We start from the raw sequence: 17,387 nt of genomic DNA on the forward strand, positions 1-17,387 counted from the left end.
GGCCATGACTGCGCCAGATCCAGCCCCCCATGCAGGCGCCATCCTGCAGGCCCTGGCCGATCCGACGCGGCGGCGGATGGTGGAAATGCTGGGGCGGGGACCGATGTCGGTCTCCGCGCTGGCCGAGCCGTTCGACATGTCGCTGACCGCGATCGGCCAGCATCTGCGCGTGCTCGAGCAATGCGGGCTGGTGACGACGCAGAAGATCGGGCGGGTGCGCACCTGCCGGCTGGAAATGGCGGCGCTCGATACGCTGTCGCGCTGGATCGATGCGTGCCGGCCCGAATGGGACCGGCGGATGCAGCGGCTGGCGACCCTGCTGGGCGGGGAGGGCGGCTGAGCGGACGTGCTCGGGATCCAGCCGAAGACCGCCGTCACGCCGGCTGCAATGCCGGGGGCCACCCTTCCTCCATCCAGCGCCCGCGGATGATACGGGACCCGGCGCCCGGGGTGGCCGCCGCGTCCTGGCCTTGCGTCCGGGATGTGCCGCACCGTGGGCCCCGGCACTTCGGCCGGGGCGACGGGCGGGGATGGGGCGGGGGTAGCGTGTCCCCGCCGGCGTTCAGCCGCGGGTGCCCGAAGCGGCGCGGGCGGTGATTGCCTGTTCCACCGCAGCGAGGCCGGCGTCGCTGGCCACGGCCAGGTCGAGCGGGCGGCCGCCCAGCGCATCGTCATGGCTGTTCAGAAAGGCGGACGCGCCGTCCTTGCCGCCAAGCTTGTCCCAGGCGAACAGCGCGATGCGGCTCTGGCGCGCGGCGCTGGCGGGGTCGAGGCGGACAGTGGTGAATTTCTTGCGGAACGGCTTGGTCCGGGTGCGCGCCTCGGGCTCGGCCGGGGCGTCGGGCTGGACCTCGATGACCGGCGCCTCGGCGCCCGGGGCATCGTCGCTATCCGGGACGACGATCGGATCTTCGCTGCCCTTCTCGTCGCTGTCGTCGGTGCCGGCGGCGTCGACGATCGCGTCATCAACGGCAAAGCCGTCACCGGCCATGTCGTCACCGGGTTCGTTCGTGGTGGGCGGGGTCTGCGTCATGCAATTCTCCTGCAAAAGGGGTCAGCGGCGGCGGCGCGCGCCACCAAAGCCACCGCCGCCGTTCAGGCGTTCGCGGCGGACCAGGCGGCCCTTGTCGAGATCATAGGGCGACATCTCGATTTCGACCCGGTCACCGGCGAGGGTGCGGATGCGGTACTTGCGCATCTTGCCGGCGGTATAGACGATCACGCGGTGGTCATTCTCGAGCACGACGCGGAAGCGACCATCGGGCAGCACTTCCTCGACGAGCGCGTCGAAGGTCATCAGTTCTTCTTTCATTCAGTAACACCTGCACAATCTGATTGGGGAGTGGCTGATTCACGGGTCGGAGACAGCATCGCGGCGGCGCCAAGCTGGTGCTGGAGCGCGCGGATGCGATCGGCATAGAGCGCGGCGAGCCCCTGATGGGCGCAGCGCGCTTCGGCTCCGGACGCGGCATTGGCGGACATCAGCGAGACCTGATGCCGGTGGAGCAGTTGATTGAGGTCCATGGTGCGGAACTCCCGTCCTGTAAGCGGGAGCGCGATGGTCTCTCAGCCGCTGGCGCCTACGGGTCGGTGTGCCAGCGATTTAACCTATATAGGGTATCGGTCGCCGAATTGCACGTGGCGCGCGGAGAAAGGGGCGGGTCGTGCCGCACGGCGGTCGGCCGGGCGTGACCCGGCGGGGGCGGTGGCCTATGATGCGGCGCGAGAGGAGTGCCGCGATGCCGAGCCTGCTCTTCGCTGCCCTGACCCTGATCGCCGCGCCGACCGCCGGCGCGCGCCAGGACCTGCCCACGACCCAGGTCGAGGACCATGGGCGGGTCGTGCTGCAGGATTCCACCACCCGCCGACTGGTCAACCGCGACGGCGCGCGACAGGCACGCAAGCCGACCGCGGCGCAGCGATCGGCCTGCGCTGCCAAGGCGCGGTTCCGGGCACAGCACGGCGCGGGCGATGCGCGCGTGCGGCGGCTCTATGCGCTGTGCCGCGGGGTGGGGTTGTAGCTGGGGTTGCGCGTCAGCCCTGCGCTTCGGCGAAGGCTGGAGCCCAGCCAGTGCGCAAGAGGTTTGCTAGAGTCGCTAGGCTTTCCCGACTGGGGTCCGGCCTTCACCGGAACACCGAATTGCCGATAGAGGCGCTCGCAAGACCCGATGCGATTGCCCTGCCTGGAGGGACAGGGGGCCGCGGAGCGGGGAGAGCGAGTATCCACCAGGCGCAGGTGATGCTTTGCGGAAACGCCCTCTCCACCAGCCTGCGGCTGGTCCCCCTCTCCCTCCGGAAGAGGATTTCGGCCTGATCGCAACGGGTTGGATGGGTTTCTCATCGCATGTCGGGCGGAGGCGGCGAGGCGGCTGTCGCCGGCTCCACTGTTCATGTGTCCGCTTTTCCCTCGAGCTCCCGTCTGCACCCTCGGGACGCGGTGTTGCCGTGTCGAGCGAGGGAGAGTGGCAATGCGGACGGTTCGGATGAGCGGATGCGTGACGATGGCGAGCGCGGTGGCGCTGGCGGTGGGGATGGTGGTGCCGGCGGCGGCGCAGGATGGGGCGCCGCCGATCCGGCTGGGGCGGCCGGTGGCGACGCCGACGCCGAGCCCGACGCCAACGCCCGAGGCGACGCCGGCACCCACCACGACGGCGCGGCCGGTTCGGTTGCCGGCGCGCGTGCCGGCCGCGACCCCTGCGCCCGCCGCAGCGCCATCGGCTGCGACCGGACGGCCGGTGCCCGTGGTGGGGCGGCCGGTGACGGCTGCACCGGTGCAGGCCGCGCCGCTGGCGGGCGGGTCGCGGCCGGGCTTTACCGTCGGCACGCTGCGCCCGGTGCAGGTGCAGGAGTTCGACGCGCCCGCAGCGACGCTGGCGCCGCCGGGCGGGCTCAAGCCGCGCGTGCTGCGGCCCAGGGCGACATTGTTGCGCCAGGATGGCAGCTTTGCCGACAGCGCGCGGGCATTGCCCACGGTGCGGACGCTGTCGGTGGCGACGCTGCGCAGCAATCCGCGGGTGACGATCGGCAGGACGCGCGCGGACTTCACGCCGATCTTCGCCAATCCGCGCGCCTTGCCCAATGTCGCGCAGAAGCTGCGCGGGCTGCCGGCGCTGGTCGAGGTGCGCAGCGACGTGCTGGAGGGTGTCGAGCTGCGCCAGGGCCTGGTGGTGCGCAGCCTGCTGACCTATCGGCTTAAGCCCGGCGCGTGCAGCGACACGTCGCGGCGGCGTCAGCTCGCCTCGGCCGGGGTGGAATGCTTCACCCGCTTGAGCGAGGCGCAGCGGACCGCCGCCTATGCCAATCCGCGCGATCCGCATTATGTTGCCGATCCGGGCGAGCGGGCCAAGGCGATCGGGTTGGCCCAGGCGCAGTCGGCGAAGATCGCGGCCGACATCGCGAACAGCGTCGCCGATTTCCGCGCGCAGCTGAACGATCCGGCACAGCGCCAGACCCTGGTGCAGCAGGTCGGCGCGGGCGAGGTCGCGCGGCTGAGCGGGCTGGACGATGATGCGCTGGCCGGCGAACTGGTCAACAGCAGCGAGACGCAGATCGAGCAGATCGCCTATGTCCCCGACGAGGACAATGTCGACCAGGCGAAAAAGAGCCCGCCGCCCCCGCCGCCGCCCGCGCCGAAGAAGCCGGCGGACCTCGATGTCAGCTACGACATCGGCAAATTCACCTATCTGGCGGGCTTCACCCTGGGCCGCGAATATGAATGGTCGCAGCGCATCCAGACCTCGATCAAATGGTGCCTCGTCGGGTGCAAGAAGACCTATTATGCCGAGCTCTATGCCGGGTTCAATTACGGCTTCGGGCTGCGCTTTCCGCTGAGCTTCGGCGGGACCTATCGCCAGATGCGCAAGGGCGGCGGCGCGCCGAGTGCCGAGATCACGCCGGTGATGGCGGCCTATAATGGCAGTCCCGCGGACTATGCCGGCACCGGCTTGATGGGCCCCAAGATCTTCGAGGGCAAGGAACTGGTGGCGCAGGTTGGCGCCAGTGCCGGGCTGCGCTGGAAACTACCGTTCATCGGGTCGGACAGCATCGGCATCTCGGTCGGCTATGATTTTACCGACGAGCTGCCGGCGCCGTTCACCGACGGCCAGTTCACGCCGCCGACGCCGGGCCAGCCGGGGCCGACGATGGTCAAGACGTTCGAGGATTTCGACCTGATCGGCGGGCGCGCCAATTTCGGCGCGTTCGGCGGCAAGATCTTTCCCGCGGTCCAGGTCCAGGCCAATTCGGACAAGCTGCAATTCACGATGCGCGACCTGGTGACGGGCGGCACCTCGTTGCTCCAGACCAGCGGCAAGGCGATGCCGCTGGGCGTCGACAGCACCGGGGCGAGCAGCTTCGTGGTCGAGCAGCCGGTGTACAATGTCACGATGAAGGTGACGCCGGGGATCGTCGCCCGGCTGTTCATCGACCTGTCGGTGTGGAGCAACAATTGGGACTGGCCGATCTGGTTCCCGCAGCTGGCGATCGAGCTGCCCCCCGGCGGGGTCGATTTCGGATGCCATGAAGGCACCGTCTGCTCGCGCGCCTTCACCTTCAACGCCAAGGGTGCGACCTCACCCTATGAGGTCGAGCTGGACAAGCAGGCGAGCGCGTTCGAGGCGCGGTGGACGCCGCAATGCCTGGACGAGATCTGCAAGGTCGGCATCCGCTTCGTGAAGCTGGGCACGACGCTGAATGGGCGGCGTGCGTTCGAGCAGAATCCGAATATTTCGCTCGGCACGATCGCACCGCTGTTCGTCGTGGCGGACGGCGAGGCCAAGGGGGTGGTCGTGGCGTCACAGGCGCGCGAGGCCAAGTCCGCGTCCGAAGCCTGGGCGCAGCTGGCGCAGGCGGTGTGGACCAAGCAGTGCGCCGACAAGATCTGCTATGACCAGGTCGCCAAGCTGGCCGGCGAAATGCCCAAGCGCGCCGAGATACTGGCCAAGCAGTTCCCCGAGGAATCGACGCTGAGCATCACCGGCATGGTGGGCAAGGAATATGGCCCCAAGTTCAAGGCCGCGGTCGAGGCGTCCAAGTCGCGCGCGGCCAAGGCGCAGGGGCTCGAGAAGCTGGGGTTCGACCCGAATATCAAGCTGGACCTGCCCAAGTGAGGCAGGCACGGGCGGGGCGGTATGCTCCTGCTGCCTCGCCCGTGTTCAGGGTGCGGGACCTGCTTGCATCGCTGGCAACTCCCCTCCCGCTTGCGGGAGGGGAGTTGCGGATCGGTCAAGCCCCCGGCTTGACCTGGACAGCCCGGGGGGCTGTCCACCGTCAACTGGGAGGGCGTGTCGGTTTCAAAGCGCTGGTGATCGGGAACAGGCCCTCCCCTAACCCCTCCCGCGAGCGGGAGGGGGATTGGAGTGGCACTCCGTTCTGGCCGAGCGGCTCGGTCCAGGGGCGGTTCGGCCCGGAGCGGGTTTCAGCGGGCGGGGTTGTCAGCGCTTGATCGCTCGCCGATGATCGGCGCCGATCAATTCGGGGACCGACATGCTGACCTTGCTCGCGCTGATGGCGCAGACCGCCACGCTGGATGCCGATCCCTATAAAGCGGCGCGGACCTGTGCGGTGGCGACGATCCGGACGATCGAGGGCGACGATCTGGGCTTTGTCGATAACGCCCGTTTCATGTTCTACACGCTGCATGCCGCGCGTGCCCGGCCCGCGGGCAAGCCGATGCTGGACCGGCTCGGTGAGGTCATGACCGAGACATTGCCCGAGGTGGCAAAGGCGGACGCCGCGGGCCTGATCGCGCAGTGCGAGAAGCGGTTTCCGCGACCGGCCCGGGTCACTGCCGCGAACCTGCCGAAAAATCCCGTCGACCGCGACATCATGTGTGTCGCGGTCCTCGGCCTGTTGCAGGGGAGCGCCCAGTCGGTGCGTGAGGACCATCCCGACGATCCCTGGCTCGACCGGGTCCGGACGCCGATGGGCGCCATAATGGCACGGATGACGGACGATGCGATGGCGCGCGCGGGCCTGGGCGACGATGCGGCGATCGGAGCCGCGTTCGAGCGCCAGATCCGCGCCTCGCTCGACTTGGGTGATCCGTTGGCGGTGGGGCGAGCGTGCGGGGTCGAGGGCGGGTAAGGCGCGGTGTTTGGACGGGCCGGACCGCGGGCGGGTGGCACTGCTTTCCGGATCGGAGGCGCCGGTGGTCGCCGACACCCGGTGATGTTTCTCGGCGAAGGCTCAACGCGCGAGCAAGCCTCACTCTCCTCCCGCATGCGAGAGAGGTCGGGGGGGGGCGTGTCCGTTTGGCGGCCGCGTGATGATCTGCGACAGGCCCTCCCCTAGCCCCTCCCGCATGCGGGAGGGGAACAGGTTGCTATGTCACTCGCCCAGCTGGCTGCGCAGATACCAGTAGCTGACGGCGTTGGCGGTGTAGAGGCCGAGCAGTGAGGCGGTTTCGGTGCCCAGGCTCTGATTGCCGGATTGCTGGTACGCCTTGATCACCTTCTCGACCATCAGCCCCATCGCCTGTTCGCGGGTGTCGGGCGCGGGCTTGCCGGGGCCGGCGCCGATCGCGCGGTCGGCGATCGCCGGGTCGAGGCCGGCGCGACGCAGGCGCGCGGCCAGTTCGGGCATGACGATGCTGACGCCGCCGAAGGTCGTGTAGGCGCCGCGCTGGTCCGCGGGGACGGAGAAGCGGCTCGCACAGGCATCGACGGTCGGCTGAAGCTTTGCCTCCGCCGCCTCCCACGCGTCGTCGGTACCCGCTCGTGCGCCGTCGGCGATCGATGTCCGAAGCGCAGCCGGCGCGGTGTCGCGCACGCAGTCCAGCGCGGCGGCGGACAGTTTCTGGGCGGCAGCGGCGGGCAGCGGGGCGGCGACGTGCGCCGCGAAGAGGGCGGAGATGGCAGAGGCGGCAAATACGATCAGACGCATCGGCAATGGGCCTTCCGAACAAGATACAGGCGCGTGGTGCGCGGGACGCAGCATTGCGGCTGGCCGAGTCGCAGGCAAGAACAAAAGCGCAGCTTCAGTCAGCGCGACGGCCGTTCTGCCGCCGGACGGCCGATCAGGCGACGGTTTCCTTGGCCAGTACGCTGCGCAGTGCCCAGTAGCTAGCGAGGTTGCCGATATAGAGGCCGAGCAGCTGGGCGTGCTTTTCGTCGAGCTTGCCCGGGTTGGCCTTTTCATAGGCGTCGACCACGCGGACGATCATCGCCTGGACCGCCTCTTCCGACAGGGCGGGCTCGGCGCTGGGGCCTGCGCCCGAGGCGCGGTCGGCGATCAGCGGGTCGAGCCCGGCGGCGCGCAGCCGGTCGGCGAGCTCGGGGAGGAGCACGCTGGACGTGCCGAACACGGCATAGACGTTGCGCTTTTCCTCGGGCACCGAAAAGCGGTTGGTGCAGGCGACGATCAGCGGCGCCAGTTCGGCCTGGGCGGCGTCGAACACGGCATCGTCCTCGGCGGTCGCGCTGTCGGCGATGCGGGTGCGCACCGCGGCGGGCGCGGTGTCGCGCACGCAGTCGAGCGCGGCGGGCGGCAGGCTGTGCGAAACGGGGGTGAGGGTCTGCGCGGCGGCGGGGGCCGGGACGGCGAACAGCGCGGCGAGCAGGGCGGGGGCGGCGAGGGGCAGAAGGCGCATTTCGAGAGCTTTCCGGCAAGAGGCAGTCGCAAATGTGCGCGGTGAAGCGCGTTCGGGGAATCAATGCCCGGCGACGCGACCTGTTCCGTGTGGGGATGCAAGGGGTCCGTATCGGCAGTATCGCGCGCCGAGCTTCGTCCGCGCGGGTGGCGTGTGTGCCCTCAGAGCGGAACGCGGGCGGTGAAGCAGCCGACGATCCCGGCGACGAGCGACAGGAACAAGGTTCCGAAGATCAACCCGGACAGGGAGGCGACGTCCCGCCCGGTGACCAGCGTCGCTACCGGGACAGCAATCAGACCAATCAGGAAAAAGCCAAGGCCGCGCCGGGCGTCGAATCGACGGTCGCGCGCCTGCTCGATCGGGTCGGGTTCGGCCGTGTCGCGCCGGGAGACGATCAGGCAGAGGACGAGCAGGGCCAGCAGGGTAAGCTGGATCGGCATCGGCACGGGCGCGAAACCGAGTTTGGGTGCCCAGAGGATCAGCAGCATAGAGGGGACGAGTGAGAAGGTCGTCCACGTCGCGAGTTTGGCCATCAGGGCCTCGGGGGCGCCGGTGCGCGGCTCCCCCGGCCGCGCCGCCGCGAGGGCCGCGCGGCGGCCGGTGCGCCTGCCGCGATGCCGCTTCATGCTGATTGGCGCGGGACGATCATCGGGCCAATGTGACGGAGCGGCACGGAAGGGGCAAGGCGCCTGGGCAAATGGGTCGATTTGCATTCGCCTTCATCGGCCCGGTGTGGTCTGGTGGGGCGGGGAGACGATATGGACGGGCTGATCTATGCGGTGCCGGCACTGCTATGGGGCGTGGTCGCCTGGGCGGTGATGTGGTGGCTCGGGCGGGTGCGATGGTGGGTGTCGATCCTGATCGTCGGCCTGGCGCCGGCCATCACCTGCTACCCGGCGATGATCTATGGCGAGCGGGTGGCGACGTGCACCGGCGATGATTGCGGGTCGCTGATCTTCGTCGCGATGCTGATCTTTGCCGGGGCGATGTCGGCTGCGGCACTGGTGGGCGCGGCGGCCGGAGCGGCGCTGGGGCTGTGGCGGCCGCGCGCTTAGGGCTGGACAGCGTGGCTCATCCGCGGCCAGATGGGATCACAGGTTTGTGAGGGGGTACAGGATGCGTTTCGGAATGATGGCTGCGATTGCCGCGGCGATGCTGGTGGCCGGTCAGGCCGGGGCGCAGACGGCGCAGGAGGCGAGTTTCGCGATCGGGGGCGTCGCGATGGAAGTCACGCCGCCCGCCGGCTTCTGCGTGCCCACGGGGATGGCACAGGCCGCGGCGAAATTGGCAGAGGCGGCGGATCCGAATAACGTGACGCTCGCCTCCTTCTATCCGTGCGACAAGATGAGCCAGACGCGGAACACCGACTATTTCCTGCTCAAGACCATCAAGACGATGACCGACGTGACGTTCGAGCGCGAGGAACTGCTCGCGGCGCTGACCGCTGAATTGACCAACCCGAACTTCTCGGCGGACAATCTGTCGAAGAAGGCGGGTGAGGACAGCAGCAAGTCGGTCAGCGACGCCGTCGGCACCGACGTCAAGGTGACGACCAAGATCCTTCCGCTGGGGCGTGATGCCGACTGCGCCTATATGGGCGGCGTGGTCGCCGCGGCGTTCGGCGCGGACACCGTGACCCTGAGTGTCGGTGCCTGCCTGACGGTGGTCGGGGGGCGGATGGTGATGGTCTATCGCTATGCCCCCGGAACGACGATGGAAGCGGCCAAGCCGCTGTTGCCGCAGGTGCGCAACCTGGCAATGGCGATCCGGGTGAAGAAGTAGGGGCAGGGGCCGCGCTTCTGAGGGCGGGAAGCTTGGGCCGGATCGGAACGCCGGGGTAATCGGAGGAAGATGATGCGTGTCGGAATGACGGCCGTTGCTGCGGCGGGGTTGCTGGTTGCCGGACAGGCCAGCGGCCAGACGGGGCAGAAGGTGAGCTTCTCGGTCGGCGGCGTCGCGTTAGAAGTCGCCCCACCCGCGGGCTTCTGCGCGCCCACGGGGATGGCGCAGGCCGCCGTCAGCAAGGCCCTGCCGGTGACGGAAAAGGACAATGCGACGCTCGCGACCTTCTTCCCGTGCGACAGGATGAGCGAGGCGGGCAATTCGGACTATTTCGTGATCAAGAGCATCAGGGCGCTGGCCGACGTGTCGATCGAGCGCGAGGAACTGCTCAAGGCGCTGACCGCGAAGATGAACGATCCGAATATCTCGGTCGAGAATCTGTCGTCGAAGGCCGGTAAGGACACGGGCAAGGCGCTGAGCGATCTGAGCGGGACCGAAGTGAAGGTGACCACCGACATGCGCATGCTGGGGCGCGATACCGACTGCGCCTATATGGGCGGCGTAGTCGTCGCAAGGGCGGAAGCCACAATGTCGCTGAACGTCGGCGGATGCGCGACCGCGGTCGGCGGGCGGGCGGTGATGGTTTATCGCTATACTGAGGGAACGACGATGGCGGGTGCCCAGCCGCTGCTGCCGCAGGTGCGAGAGCTGGCCATGGCGATCCGGGTGAAGCAGTAGGGCTCTGTCCGCTCCCCTCCCGCTTGCTGGCGGGTCGGGGCAGGGGCTGTTCTGGATGGTGGGAGTTGCTTGGACAGGCCCTCCCAGTTGGCGGTGGACAGCCCCCCGGGCTGTCCAGGTCAAGCCGGGGGCTTGACCGATCCGCAACTCCCCCCCGCAGACGGGAGGGGGACGGCGCGCGCGGGACCGCACGGGGAGTTTGCATGTCGAAGGGGACGCGGGCGATATTGGCGTTGAAGGCGGCGGGGGTCGCGTTCGAGGCGGTTGCCTATGATTATGACCCGAACGCGGCGCAGATCGGGATGCAGGCGGCGCAGGCGCTGGGCGAGGAACCCGGGCGGGTGCTCAAGACGCTGATGACCTTGGTCGATGGCAAGCCGGTCTGTGCGATCGTGCCGTCGGACCGCGAGATCGCGATGAAGAAGCTGGCCGCGGCAGTGAAGGGCAAGGCGGCGGCGATGATGCCGCCGGCCGATGCCGAGCGGATGACCGGTTATGTCGTCGGCGGGATCAGCCCGTTCGGGCAGAAACGCCGGGTGCCGGTGGTGATCGAGGAAAGCGCGCTGGTGCATCCGCTGGTCTATCTGAATGGCGGGCAGCGCGGGTTGCAGCTGCGCATGGCGCCGGGCGATGCGGTCCGAGTGCTGGGGGCGATCGTGGCGCCGCTGGTCGCCTGACGACCGACCCGTTCCACGCCGGAAGCGGTTTCGCCTGCGTCACGTTCAGCCTGTCGAAAGCAGGGCTGGCGCAGAGTCTCGACCATCGGGCTGACCCGTTGAGTCGGGGTGGCGGCGCCCTCGAAAGCGGGAGGCCGAGCGCCTATATTCGGGAAAAGGCGGCGCGGGCCGCCGCATGTGGAGTGGAAACCATGTCGAGCATGAAGAAGGCGATGACGCTGGGCGCGGCGCTGGCCGCGACATTGTGCATGGCGCCGGGCGCGTTCGCCCAGTCGCGCAGTGCAGAGGCGGGCGAGGCCAAGCTGGCGAAGATGCTGGAAGGCCGCGAGGCGGGCAAGCCGGTGAGCTGCATCAATTTGCGCAGCGCCGGCGACAGCACGGTGATCGATCGGACCGCGATCGTGTATCGGTCGGGATCGACGCTGTACGTCAACCGGCCGCGATCGGGTGCGGAGTCGCTGGACGACGACGATATCCTGGTCAGCCGGACGATCTCGAGCCAGTTGTGCAATCTGGACGTGATCACGCTGCGCGAGCGTAGCGCGGGCTTCCAGACCGGCTTCGTCAGCCTGGGCGATTTCGTGCCCTATACGAAGCCCAAGACCGTCGCGACGCGATAAGATGCAGGGCGGGCCGGGCGCCGATGGCACGCCGGCCCGTTGCTTGTGTGATCAGCGGCTGCGGCTCTCGGCGAGCTTGTTCGCCTTCTTGCGATCCGAGCCGGCGGCCTTGATGATGTCGCGCGCCTCGTCCGCGCTCAGGCCGTGCTTGCGGGCGAAATACTTCACCTCATAGGGCTCGGTCGCCGATACCTTGGCGCTGTCGCGGCCGTCGCGCTTGGTCTTGTCGTCGCCCGACTTGCGCTTTGCGGCCGGCTTGGTCGCGGTGGTTGCAGGCGCGGCGCTGGCGGCTGCGGCCTTTTTCGAGCCATTGGCCTTTTTTGCAGGCGACTTGGCCGTTGCCGACGTGGAGGTCCTCGCCTTGCGCGGCCTGGCGGCGGGGGCGTCGGCCTTCGGTGCCGCCTTGGCGCCGCGGCGGCGCGAATAGAGCAGGCCGCCGACCGCAGCCGCCGCGGTAACGCCGATCGCGGCGCCGACGGTCAGCACGGTGTTCGAGAGGCCGGTCTTGCCTTCGGTCGTCTCGGCCGAGGCGTCCGCCTCGTCGGCCTTTGCCTTTGCGCGGGCCTGTTTCTGCTTCACGGTATCGGCCGGGGCGTCCGCCGTGATCGGCTCGGGCTGGAGCGGATAGGGGGAAGTCTGATCCTGGGGGATGGGGCGCTGATGCGTCATGCGAAATCCTTTCGTTTCGCGTCCAACGCTTTTCACACGCGCGGGTTTCCTTCGGCCCGCGCAGCGCCGCTCAGGGCAGGAAGACGATGAGCACGATGAAGAGGGCGATGGTGACGAATACCGCGACCGTCTGCCACGGCCAGCGATCGAACAGGATCGCGAAGAGCACCTCGACCACCCCTCCGATCAACTCGCCCATCGTCGCCTGCCTCCGTTCGCCGCGAGGGTGGAACGGGGGTGGCGGTACCGTCAAGCGCGCAGTCAGAGCCCTAGGATGAACTGATCGCGATGGTCGTCATCGCGCCCGCCCGTCAGCGATGTGGCGATGGCGCGCGCGAGTTCGTCCGCACCGCGTTCGCGCATGCGCGGGTCGGGCATGGTGATAGCGACGCGCGCCCAGCCGGGTGCGGACAGGATTGCGGCGGAGATCTCGGCGGCTTCGGGTGCGACTCGGTTCATTGTCCTAGTATAGAACATATGGTGAACATTGGGAGGGGTTTCAGGAAAAAAGTCGGACTCATACGAAGACACGAAGGCACGAAAGGGGTCGGTCTCGAGGCTTGTGACATACTTTGTGCCTTTGTGCCTTTGTGCGAGCATCTTCCTCGGTGCGTGTGGGCCGGAGCGGTGCTGATTTGGCGCACAAAGACACAAAGGCACAAAGGAAGGTAGTGCTATGATCTGTCGACCTGCAGCGGATCAGACGGACCTTCTTTTCGTGGCTTTGTGTCTTCGTATGAGATTTTGTCGCCGCGACTCCGAAGGCAAGATGAGTTGATTGGCGCGCAGAGGCGCGGAGGCGCAGAGGGGGGCGAACCTCACTGCAGCTTTGGTCGAGAAGCTACTTTGCATGTGGGGCGCTGCTGGGCTGCTGTGCGTTAAATCATCCCCAAAATGAGTTGCGGCGCGATTGCGTCACAATTGTCTTTACCATTAAGCCATCGGCGTTTTCCGCGGCTGGGGGGCTCGGAAACGGGACGGTGCGCGAGTGGGGGGAACTCTTGCTGCGCTGAACGCCGGGTGGAGGGGCTGCCCTCTCCGCCCGGCGGTGCCTGGCTCAGCGGGTTCGGTAGCCGCCGCCCGGGGCGTCGCGGCCATAGACGTCGTCGCGGAACACCAGCTTCTTCCCTTCCGCCGATGCGGTCAGATAGGTCAGATAGACCGGGACCGCGCCGGGCAGGTCGACGCGCTGTTCGGGCCTGGCGCCGGTCAGCGGGATCGGGCGGCCGAACAGCCAGCGCGCCAGGCGCGGCGCATCCTCGACCCGGACGCAGCCGGCGCTGAACAGCCGCTCGCCGCCACGCAGCAGGCCCTTTTCGTTGGTGTCGTGCAGGTACACGCCCTGTTCGTTGGGGAACATGAACTTGATCCGCCCCATCGGATTGCCGGGGCCGGGGCGCTGGCGCACGCGAAGCTCGGTGCGGCCGTCGGCGACCGCGCGCCAGTCGACCGCGGAGGCGGGCAGGATGCGCGCGTCGTCCGACCAGTCTGACAGGATCTCGTAATTGCGCGCCTTCAGATGCGCCGCGCCGCGCGCGAGCACGCCCTGGGCCACGCGGCTGGGCACGAGATCGGGCGGCAGGTTCCAATAGGGATTGACCGCGGCATAGCGGATCATCGCCGCCATCAACGGGGTGGGGTCGGTCGGCTTGCCGACCACGACGCGCATCGTGTCGACCACGCGGCCCTTGTCGTACATCCACAGCCGGGCGGCGGCGGCGTCGACCAGCACGAAACGCCCGCCATGCCCCTCCGGCAGGGCGCGGGCGCGGTCGAGATTTATGCGGATCAGCCGCACCTTGTCGGGATCGCGGTCGCGCACATCGTCCTCGCCGACCCAGGCGATCGCGGCCATGCGCAGATCGGCATAGGCCGGATTCATCCAGCCGACGCGTTCCAGCCAGGCGTTCAGCGAAGGCGCGCCGCCGGCGCGGCGCAGCAGCTCGGCGATATCAGGCGCCTCGGGGCGAAGCTCGGCATCGGCATAGATCACGCCGACGTCGCGGGGGCGGGCCATGTCGCGCGCGAGTGCGATGTAGCCGCGCGTCAGCAGCATCTCCGCCCGGGCAAGCGCGCGCGGCGAGCCGTCGGCGCTGCGATCGATCGCGTCGAGGATCGGGCGCAGCCGGTAGCTTTCGGGATCGAGCCCGTCGAGCCGCGCGGTGCGGATCAGGTCGATCAGCGTATCGGCGGCGCGGCCGACCCGGCCGTTCGCGACCCATAAAGGCGCCCAGTCGCGCGCGGCGTAGAAGCGCTCGACCTCTCGCGGGATACCGCCCGAGCGGCGCAGCGCATCGGCCAGCTCGGGATCGGGCAAGGCGGGCTGGGCGCGAACCGGCGCAGGCGAGGGCGCGGTCGCTCGGCGCGATGCCGATTGCGCCGCGGCCGGGGCGGACAGTGCGGGCATCGCCACCGCCAGCGCGAGGCCGGCGGTGACGGCAAGGCGCACCCGGCGGTGAAACCGGGTGCGCAGCTGGGTGTCATGCATCATCGGCGCGTACGGATGCCGGTCACCCCCGCTCGCCCGCGCGCGGCGGTGCCGGCGCCCATTCGGGCAGCCCCTCGGCCTCGCGCAGGTGACGCTCGACGATCGGCCAGGTGGCCCCGGCGCAGCGCCGCAGGTCCGAATTGTCGCCGCGATCGGCATAGTTGCGGTGCAGTGCCAGCGCCTCGCGGTGTCCGGTGATCTGCTCGCGCTTGTAGCCGGCGTCGAACTCGCCCGGAGGCGCCATGCGCAGCCGCTCGAGCGCATCGCGGTGATGCGGCATCAGGCCCGGCGGGGGCGGCGGCAGCCCGGCATCGGCGCCGCAACGCATCAGGTCCTGCGTCGTGCGGGTGTGATGATCGATCATCATCTGCGCGAACGAGCGGACCGCCGGATTCTGCGACCGCTGCAGCGCCAGGCGGCTGGATTCGATCTCGAACATGTCGCTGCTGGCGGCCATGCGCATATAGCCGGGGGCGGCGAGCGGCGAGTTGGGATCGACCGCGATCTCGGGCGGTTCGTCACGGGTGGTGGCGCAACCGGCCAAGGTCATCGCGGCCGCGCCGGCGGCGATCATCAGTGCTTTCATGGTCTTCTCTCCCTGGGTGGGACCCTGGGAGGGCGTACGCACTGGAGGGTGGCGGGTTCCGCGTGAGATCGGCGTCCCGACTCAAAGAAGATCGCGAGCAAGTGAGCCGGCGGAGAAACCGAAACGCTGCTCCCCGCCGAGTGGGCCTCAGCGCTTCAACCGGACCGACATTGCCAGCTTGCGTGCCAAGGGCAGGAGCGGGCGAGCCTCCCTCATCTGACTCCCGGAGATGAACCGGTACGCCGCGAACATGCGATTACCGATCGCAGAAATGCATACGCCGACGACACTGCTCGCGGCAGGTTCCACTGCGGCGACGAGGACAGTGCCGCCCATGTACACGCAATCTTCGTCGGTTCCCATCACACGGAGATCGGTCTTGACCTTGGGATCGACACCCACATTCTCTTTCGCTTTCTCGTTGATAGCGGTTTCGGCGTCGTCCGAAAGTACGCGCTCGGAATCGCCGAGAGCCGAGCTCTGCTCCCGAAGCGTCTTGATCAATTGCGATCGCGTAATCGGCGTATTGGTCGTCGCTCTCGGGCTCTTGATCACGAAAAAATCGAGTGAACTGGGGTCGTCTGCCTTAGCGCAGGGCAGAAAAATTGCGAGCGTGGCGTTAACGGTGTCGAGCCGGTCGTGCATCTGCAGCACGGTTGCCGCCTGTTTGGTGGGCAGGCAGAATCCATCTGGAGCCGGCACCTCCATTGTCACGTTGCCGATGGTAAATTGTGCCCTTTGCGCAGGCTGGGCCTGCGCCGCCCCGGTCCAAAGCGGTGCGACCGTGGCGATCGCGGTGCAGATTTGATGTTTGATTTTCATATGCCCCTCCAGACCTTGCTTCCCACTGATAGCCCGGGGCGTCCAGCCAAATCCGATGGCTACCGCTGCTACGCCGCTTCAGGGTGTTTCGATGGCCATCGCGACCACCGTCTCGAACTCGCGCGCCCAGCTGGTGACGGCGGGCAGGCACTGGTCGCGCGACATCGGATTGCGCTTTCGGTCGGCGACGCCGGCGTCATGGGCAAGCGTGCCGCCCTCGATCAGCTCCGGTCCGCCGGGCGCGCGGGCCAGCGGCTTGTCCTGCCACCAGTCGCGCCAGCGGCGGACGTCGCCGTCTGGCAGATGCGGCGCGCACATGCCGATCATATACTGGCCGAGGGACCAATAGTGGTAGAGGCGGAAGCTGGGACGATCGATCCCGCCCGCCTGCAGACGCGCGGCGTTCTCGGTCCAGAGGCGATCGACCTCGGCTTCGGTTTCGGCGGACTGGGCGTGGGCCGGGGCGGCGAGGGCGAGGGCGATCAGGAGGAGGGGCAGGCGCATCGAAAAGCCTCGACAGGTAAAGGTGCAGGATGATGCCCGATGTCGAGCCGGGCAAGGACGCATGTCGCTGGCGCAACAGGTCGCTGATGCGAATTTCAAGTCGACGAGGGCGGGATTGTGATCCTGACCACCGCAAGCAATGATGGAGCGGACAGGGAGCGGGCAGATGTTGAGTTGGATCGTGATTGCCACTGCGTTTTCGATGCCTGGCCTGTTCGATCAGCGACCGGACGCAATCTGGCAGGGCAGTTGCAAGCAGGGTGACCGGACGGTTGCCGTCGAGGTGACGATGATGCTGGCCGGGCAGACATTCGGTTCAGGCACGCTGAACGGCAAACCGATGGCGGACATCACGCTGACCGAGAATTATCAGACGATCAGCTTCAATGCCCCCGATGCCTTTGGCGAGGGTCGCCAGCTGCAGCACTATAAGGGCCGGCTCGCTGGTGAGGACGGGACGATGCGCATTTCCTATGGTGATGGCGGCGCGACGACCGAGTGTGTCCTGCGGATGACCTATCCCAACTGATCCTGAGACTGTCGACACGGGTTTGTGAGGTGTGCCGGCTGCTTGGCTAATCGGGCTTCGATAAGCTCAGCCTGAACGGAGGTCAGGCGTTCGCACGTGTCTGGACGGCGGTCTTGCCGACACGGGGTGAAGCCCGGATCGGGGCCATCCAATCGCAATCGGTTCAGGTTTCGGGATGGCGACACCTTCTGTGCATTCTCCCGCCTGATCCGTTGCCGCGCGCCTACCCCGATCGCCGCAACAACAGGCGAGTTTGGTCATGTGTGTGGGTGGTACTCCTGACGTTCCTGCGGCGCCCGAGCGGCAGGCGGCGCGTAATCCGGGTGGGGATCCGCGGATGCGGTTGCTCGATCGGGACCGGCGGCGGCGGGGCTATGCCGCGGC

Annotated in this window: 23 protein-coding genes; 10 read left to right on the forward strand and 13 right to left on the reverse strand. The window is 68.1% G+C overall.

From position 1 onward, the window contains the following. Positions 1 to 4 precede the first annotated feature (4 nt). Complete coding sequence (locus ACZ1H8_RS14720; RefSeq protein WP_465177927.1) at positions 5 to 340, forward strand: ArsR/SmtB family transcription factor; 336 nt, start codon at positions 5 to 7, stop codon at positions 338 to 340. 222 nt (positions 341 to 562) lie between these two features. On the opposite strand, the gene ACZ1H8_RS14725 is transcribed toward ACZ1H8_RS14720, so the two are convergent. From ACZ1H8_RS14725 to ACZ1H8_RS14735, 3 genes are read right to left on the reverse strand one after another with little or no spacing between them, the layout of a single operon-like run. Then, positions 563 to 1,033: a hypothetical protein gene (locus ACZ1H8_RS14725; protein WP_465177928.1), complete on the reverse strand. Its 471-nt coding sequence runs from the start codon at positions 1,031 to 1,033 to the stop codon at positions 563 to 565. 21 nt (positions 1,034 to 1,054) lie between these two features. Continuing rightward, positions 1,055 to 1,312, reverse strand: a complete 258-nt coding sequence (infA, locus tag ACZ1H8_RS14730; protein WP_346248660.1) for a translation initiation factor IF-1 — start codon at positions 1,310 to 1,312, stop codon at positions 1,055 to 1,057. Beyond that, positions 1,309 to 1,524, reverse strand: a complete 216-nt coding sequence (locus ACZ1H8_RS14735; protein ID WP_465177929.1) for a hypothetical protein — start codon at positions 1,522 to 1,524, stop codon at positions 1,309 to 1,311. The genes infA and ACZ1H8_RS14735 overlap by 4 nt, the downstream gene beginning before the upstream one ends. Before the next feature lie 215 nt (positions 1,525 to 1,739). Between ACZ1H8_RS14735 and ACZ1H8_RS14740 the strand changes: the two genes are divergently transcribed. From ACZ1H8_RS14740 to ACZ1H8_RS14750, 3 genes are all read left to right on the forward strand, one after another. Beyond that, positions 1,740 to 2,021: a hypothetical protein gene (locus ACZ1H8_RS14740; RefSeq protein WP_465177930.1), complete on the forward strand. Its 282-nt coding sequence runs from the start codon at positions 1,740 to 1,742 to the stop codon at positions 2,019 to 2,021. 447 nt (positions 2,022 to 2,468) lie between these two features. Beyond that, the gene (locus ACZ1H8_RS14745) at positions 2,469 to 5,108 is read left to right on the forward strand and encodes a hypothetical protein (protein ID WP_465177931.1); all 2,640 of its coding nucleotides are present in this window, start codon (positions 2,469 to 2,471) and stop codon (positions 5,106 to 5,108) included. A 376-nt stretch (positions 5,109 to 5,484) separates the two neighbouring features. Further along, positions 5,485 to 6,084: a hypothetical protein gene (locus ACZ1H8_RS14750; RefSeq protein ID WP_465177932.1), complete on the forward strand. Its 600-nt coding sequence runs from the start codon at positions 5,485 to 5,487 to the stop codon at positions 6,082 to 6,084. 243 nt (positions 6,085 to 6,327) lie between these two features. Here the strand turns inward: ACZ1H8_RS14750 and ACZ1H8_RS14755 are convergent, their stop codons facing one another. From ACZ1H8_RS14755 to ACZ1H8_RS14765, 3 genes are all read right to left on the reverse strand, one after another. Continuing rightward, positions 6,328 to 6,882, reverse strand: coding sequence for a hypothetical protein (locus ACZ1H8_RS14755; protein WP_465177933.1), 555 nt, complete (start codon positions 6,880 to 6,882; stop codon positions 6,328 to 6,330). Between the two features lie 133 nt (positions 6,883 to 7,015). Next, a complete protein-coding gene (locus tag ACZ1H8_RS14760; protein ID WP_465177934.1) occupies positions 7,016 to 7,588 on the reverse strand; it encodes a hypothetical protein in 573 nt (190 codons plus the stop codon). Between the two features lie 161 nt (positions 7,589 to 7,749). Further along, positions 7,750 to 8,214, reverse strand: a complete 465-nt coding sequence (locus ACZ1H8_RS14765) for a hypothetical protein (protein WP_465177935.1) — start codon at positions 8,212 to 8,214, stop codon at positions 7,750 to 7,752. 132 nt (positions 8,215 to 8,346) lie between these two features. On the opposite strand from ACZ1H8_RS14765, the gene ACZ1H8_RS14770 reads away from it, so the two are divergent. The 5 genes from ACZ1H8_RS14770 (at position 8,347) to ACZ1H8_RS14790 (ending at position 11,405) form a co-directional block, all read left to right on the forward strand. Next, positions 8,347 to 8,643, forward strand: a complete 297-nt coding sequence (locus ACZ1H8_RS14770; protein WP_465177936.1) for a hypothetical protein — start codon at positions 8,347 to 8,349, stop codon at positions 8,641 to 8,643. A 61-nt stretch (positions 8,644 to 8,704) separates the two neighbouring features. Then, a complete protein-coding gene (locus ACZ1H8_RS14775; protein ID WP_465177937.1) occupies positions 8,705 to 9,370 on the forward strand; it encodes a hypothetical protein in 666 nt (221 codons plus the stop codon). Positions 9,371 to 9,454: 84 nt separating this feature from the next. Beyond that, a complete protein-coding gene (locus tag ACZ1H8_RS14780; RefSeq protein ID WP_465177938.1) occupies positions 9,455 to 10,108 on the forward strand; it encodes a hypothetical protein in 654 nt (217 codons plus the stop codon). A 203-nt stretch (positions 10,109 to 10,311) separates the two neighbouring features. Beyond that, positions 10,312 to 10,785: a Cys-tRNA(Pro) deacylase gene (ybaK, locus tag ACZ1H8_RS14785; RefSeq protein WP_465177939.1), complete on the forward strand. Its 474-nt coding sequence runs from the start codon at positions 10,312 to 10,314 to the stop codon at positions 10,783 to 10,785. A 200-nt stretch (positions 10,786 to 10,985) separates the two neighbouring features. After that, on the forward strand, positions 10,986 to 11,405 hold the full coding sequence (locus tag ACZ1H8_RS14790; protein ID WP_465181403.1) for a hypothetical protein: 420 nt from the start codon (positions 10,986 to 10,988) through the stop codon (positions 11,403 to 11,405). A gap of 51 nt (positions 11,406 to 11,456) precedes the next feature. Here the strand turns inward: ACZ1H8_RS14790 and ACZ1H8_RS14795 are convergent, their stop codons facing one another. The 7 genes from ACZ1H8_RS14795 to ACZ1H8_RS14825 form a co-directional block, all read right to left on the reverse strand. Further along, on the reverse strand, positions 11,457 to 12,074 hold the full coding sequence (locus ACZ1H8_RS14795; RefSeq protein ID WP_465177940.1) for a DUF3606 domain-containing protein: 618 nt from the start codon (positions 12,072 to 12,074) through the stop codon (positions 11,457 to 11,459). A gap of 70 nt (positions 12,075 to 12,144) precedes the next feature. Beyond that, positions 12,145 to 12,273 (reverse strand): hypothetical protein, encoded by a 129-nt coding sequence (locus ACZ1H8_RS14800; protein ID WP_465177941.1) that lies wholly within the window; start codon positions 12,271 to 12,273, stop codon positions 12,145 to 12,147. A 62-nt stretch (positions 12,274 to 12,335) separates the two neighbouring features. Beyond that, complete coding sequence (locus ACZ1H8_RS14805) at positions 12,336 to 12,533, reverse strand: DUF6771 family protein (protein WP_465177942.1); 198 nt, start codon at positions 12,531 to 12,533, stop codon at positions 12,336 to 12,338. Positions 12,534 to 13,131: 598 nt separating this feature from the next. After that, entirely contained in the window at positions 13,132 to 14,565 is a 1,434-nt protein-coding gene (locus tag ACZ1H8_RS14810) for a L,D-transpeptidase scaffold domain-containing protein (RefSeq protein ID WP_465177943.1), read from the reverse strand. 19 nt (positions 14,566 to 14,584) lie between these two features. Then, positions 14,585 to 15,148: a DUF4142 domain-containing protein gene (locus tag ACZ1H8_RS14815; RefSeq protein WP_465177944.1), complete on the reverse strand. Its 564-nt coding sequence runs from the start codon at positions 15,146 to 15,148 to the stop codon at positions 14,585 to 14,587. 147 nt (positions 15,149 to 15,295) lie between these two features. Further along, on the reverse strand, positions 15,296 to 15,970 hold the full coding sequence (locus ACZ1H8_RS14820) for a hypothetical protein (protein ID WP_465177945.1): 675 nt from the start codon (positions 15,968 to 15,970) through the stop codon (positions 15,296 to 15,298). A gap of 78 nt (positions 15,971 to 16,048) precedes the next feature. Then, positions 16,049 to 16,474: a hypothetical protein gene (locus tag ACZ1H8_RS14825; protein WP_465177946.1), complete on the reverse strand. Its 426-nt coding sequence runs from the start codon at positions 16,472 to 16,474 to the stop codon at positions 16,049 to 16,051. A 166-nt stretch (positions 16,475 to 16,640) separates the two neighbouring features. Here ACZ1H8_RS14825 and ACZ1H8_RS14830 point away from each other — a divergent pair, with 166 nt between their 5' ends. Next, positions 16,641 to 17,003, forward strand: a complete 363-nt coding sequence (locus tag ACZ1H8_RS14830) for a hypothetical protein (protein WP_465177947.1) — start codon at positions 16,641 to 16,643, stop codon at positions 17,001 to 17,003. Positions 17,004 to 17,387 lie beyond the last annotated feature (384 nt).

This window comes from Sphingomonas sp. BL-S-25, assembly GCF_055521555.1.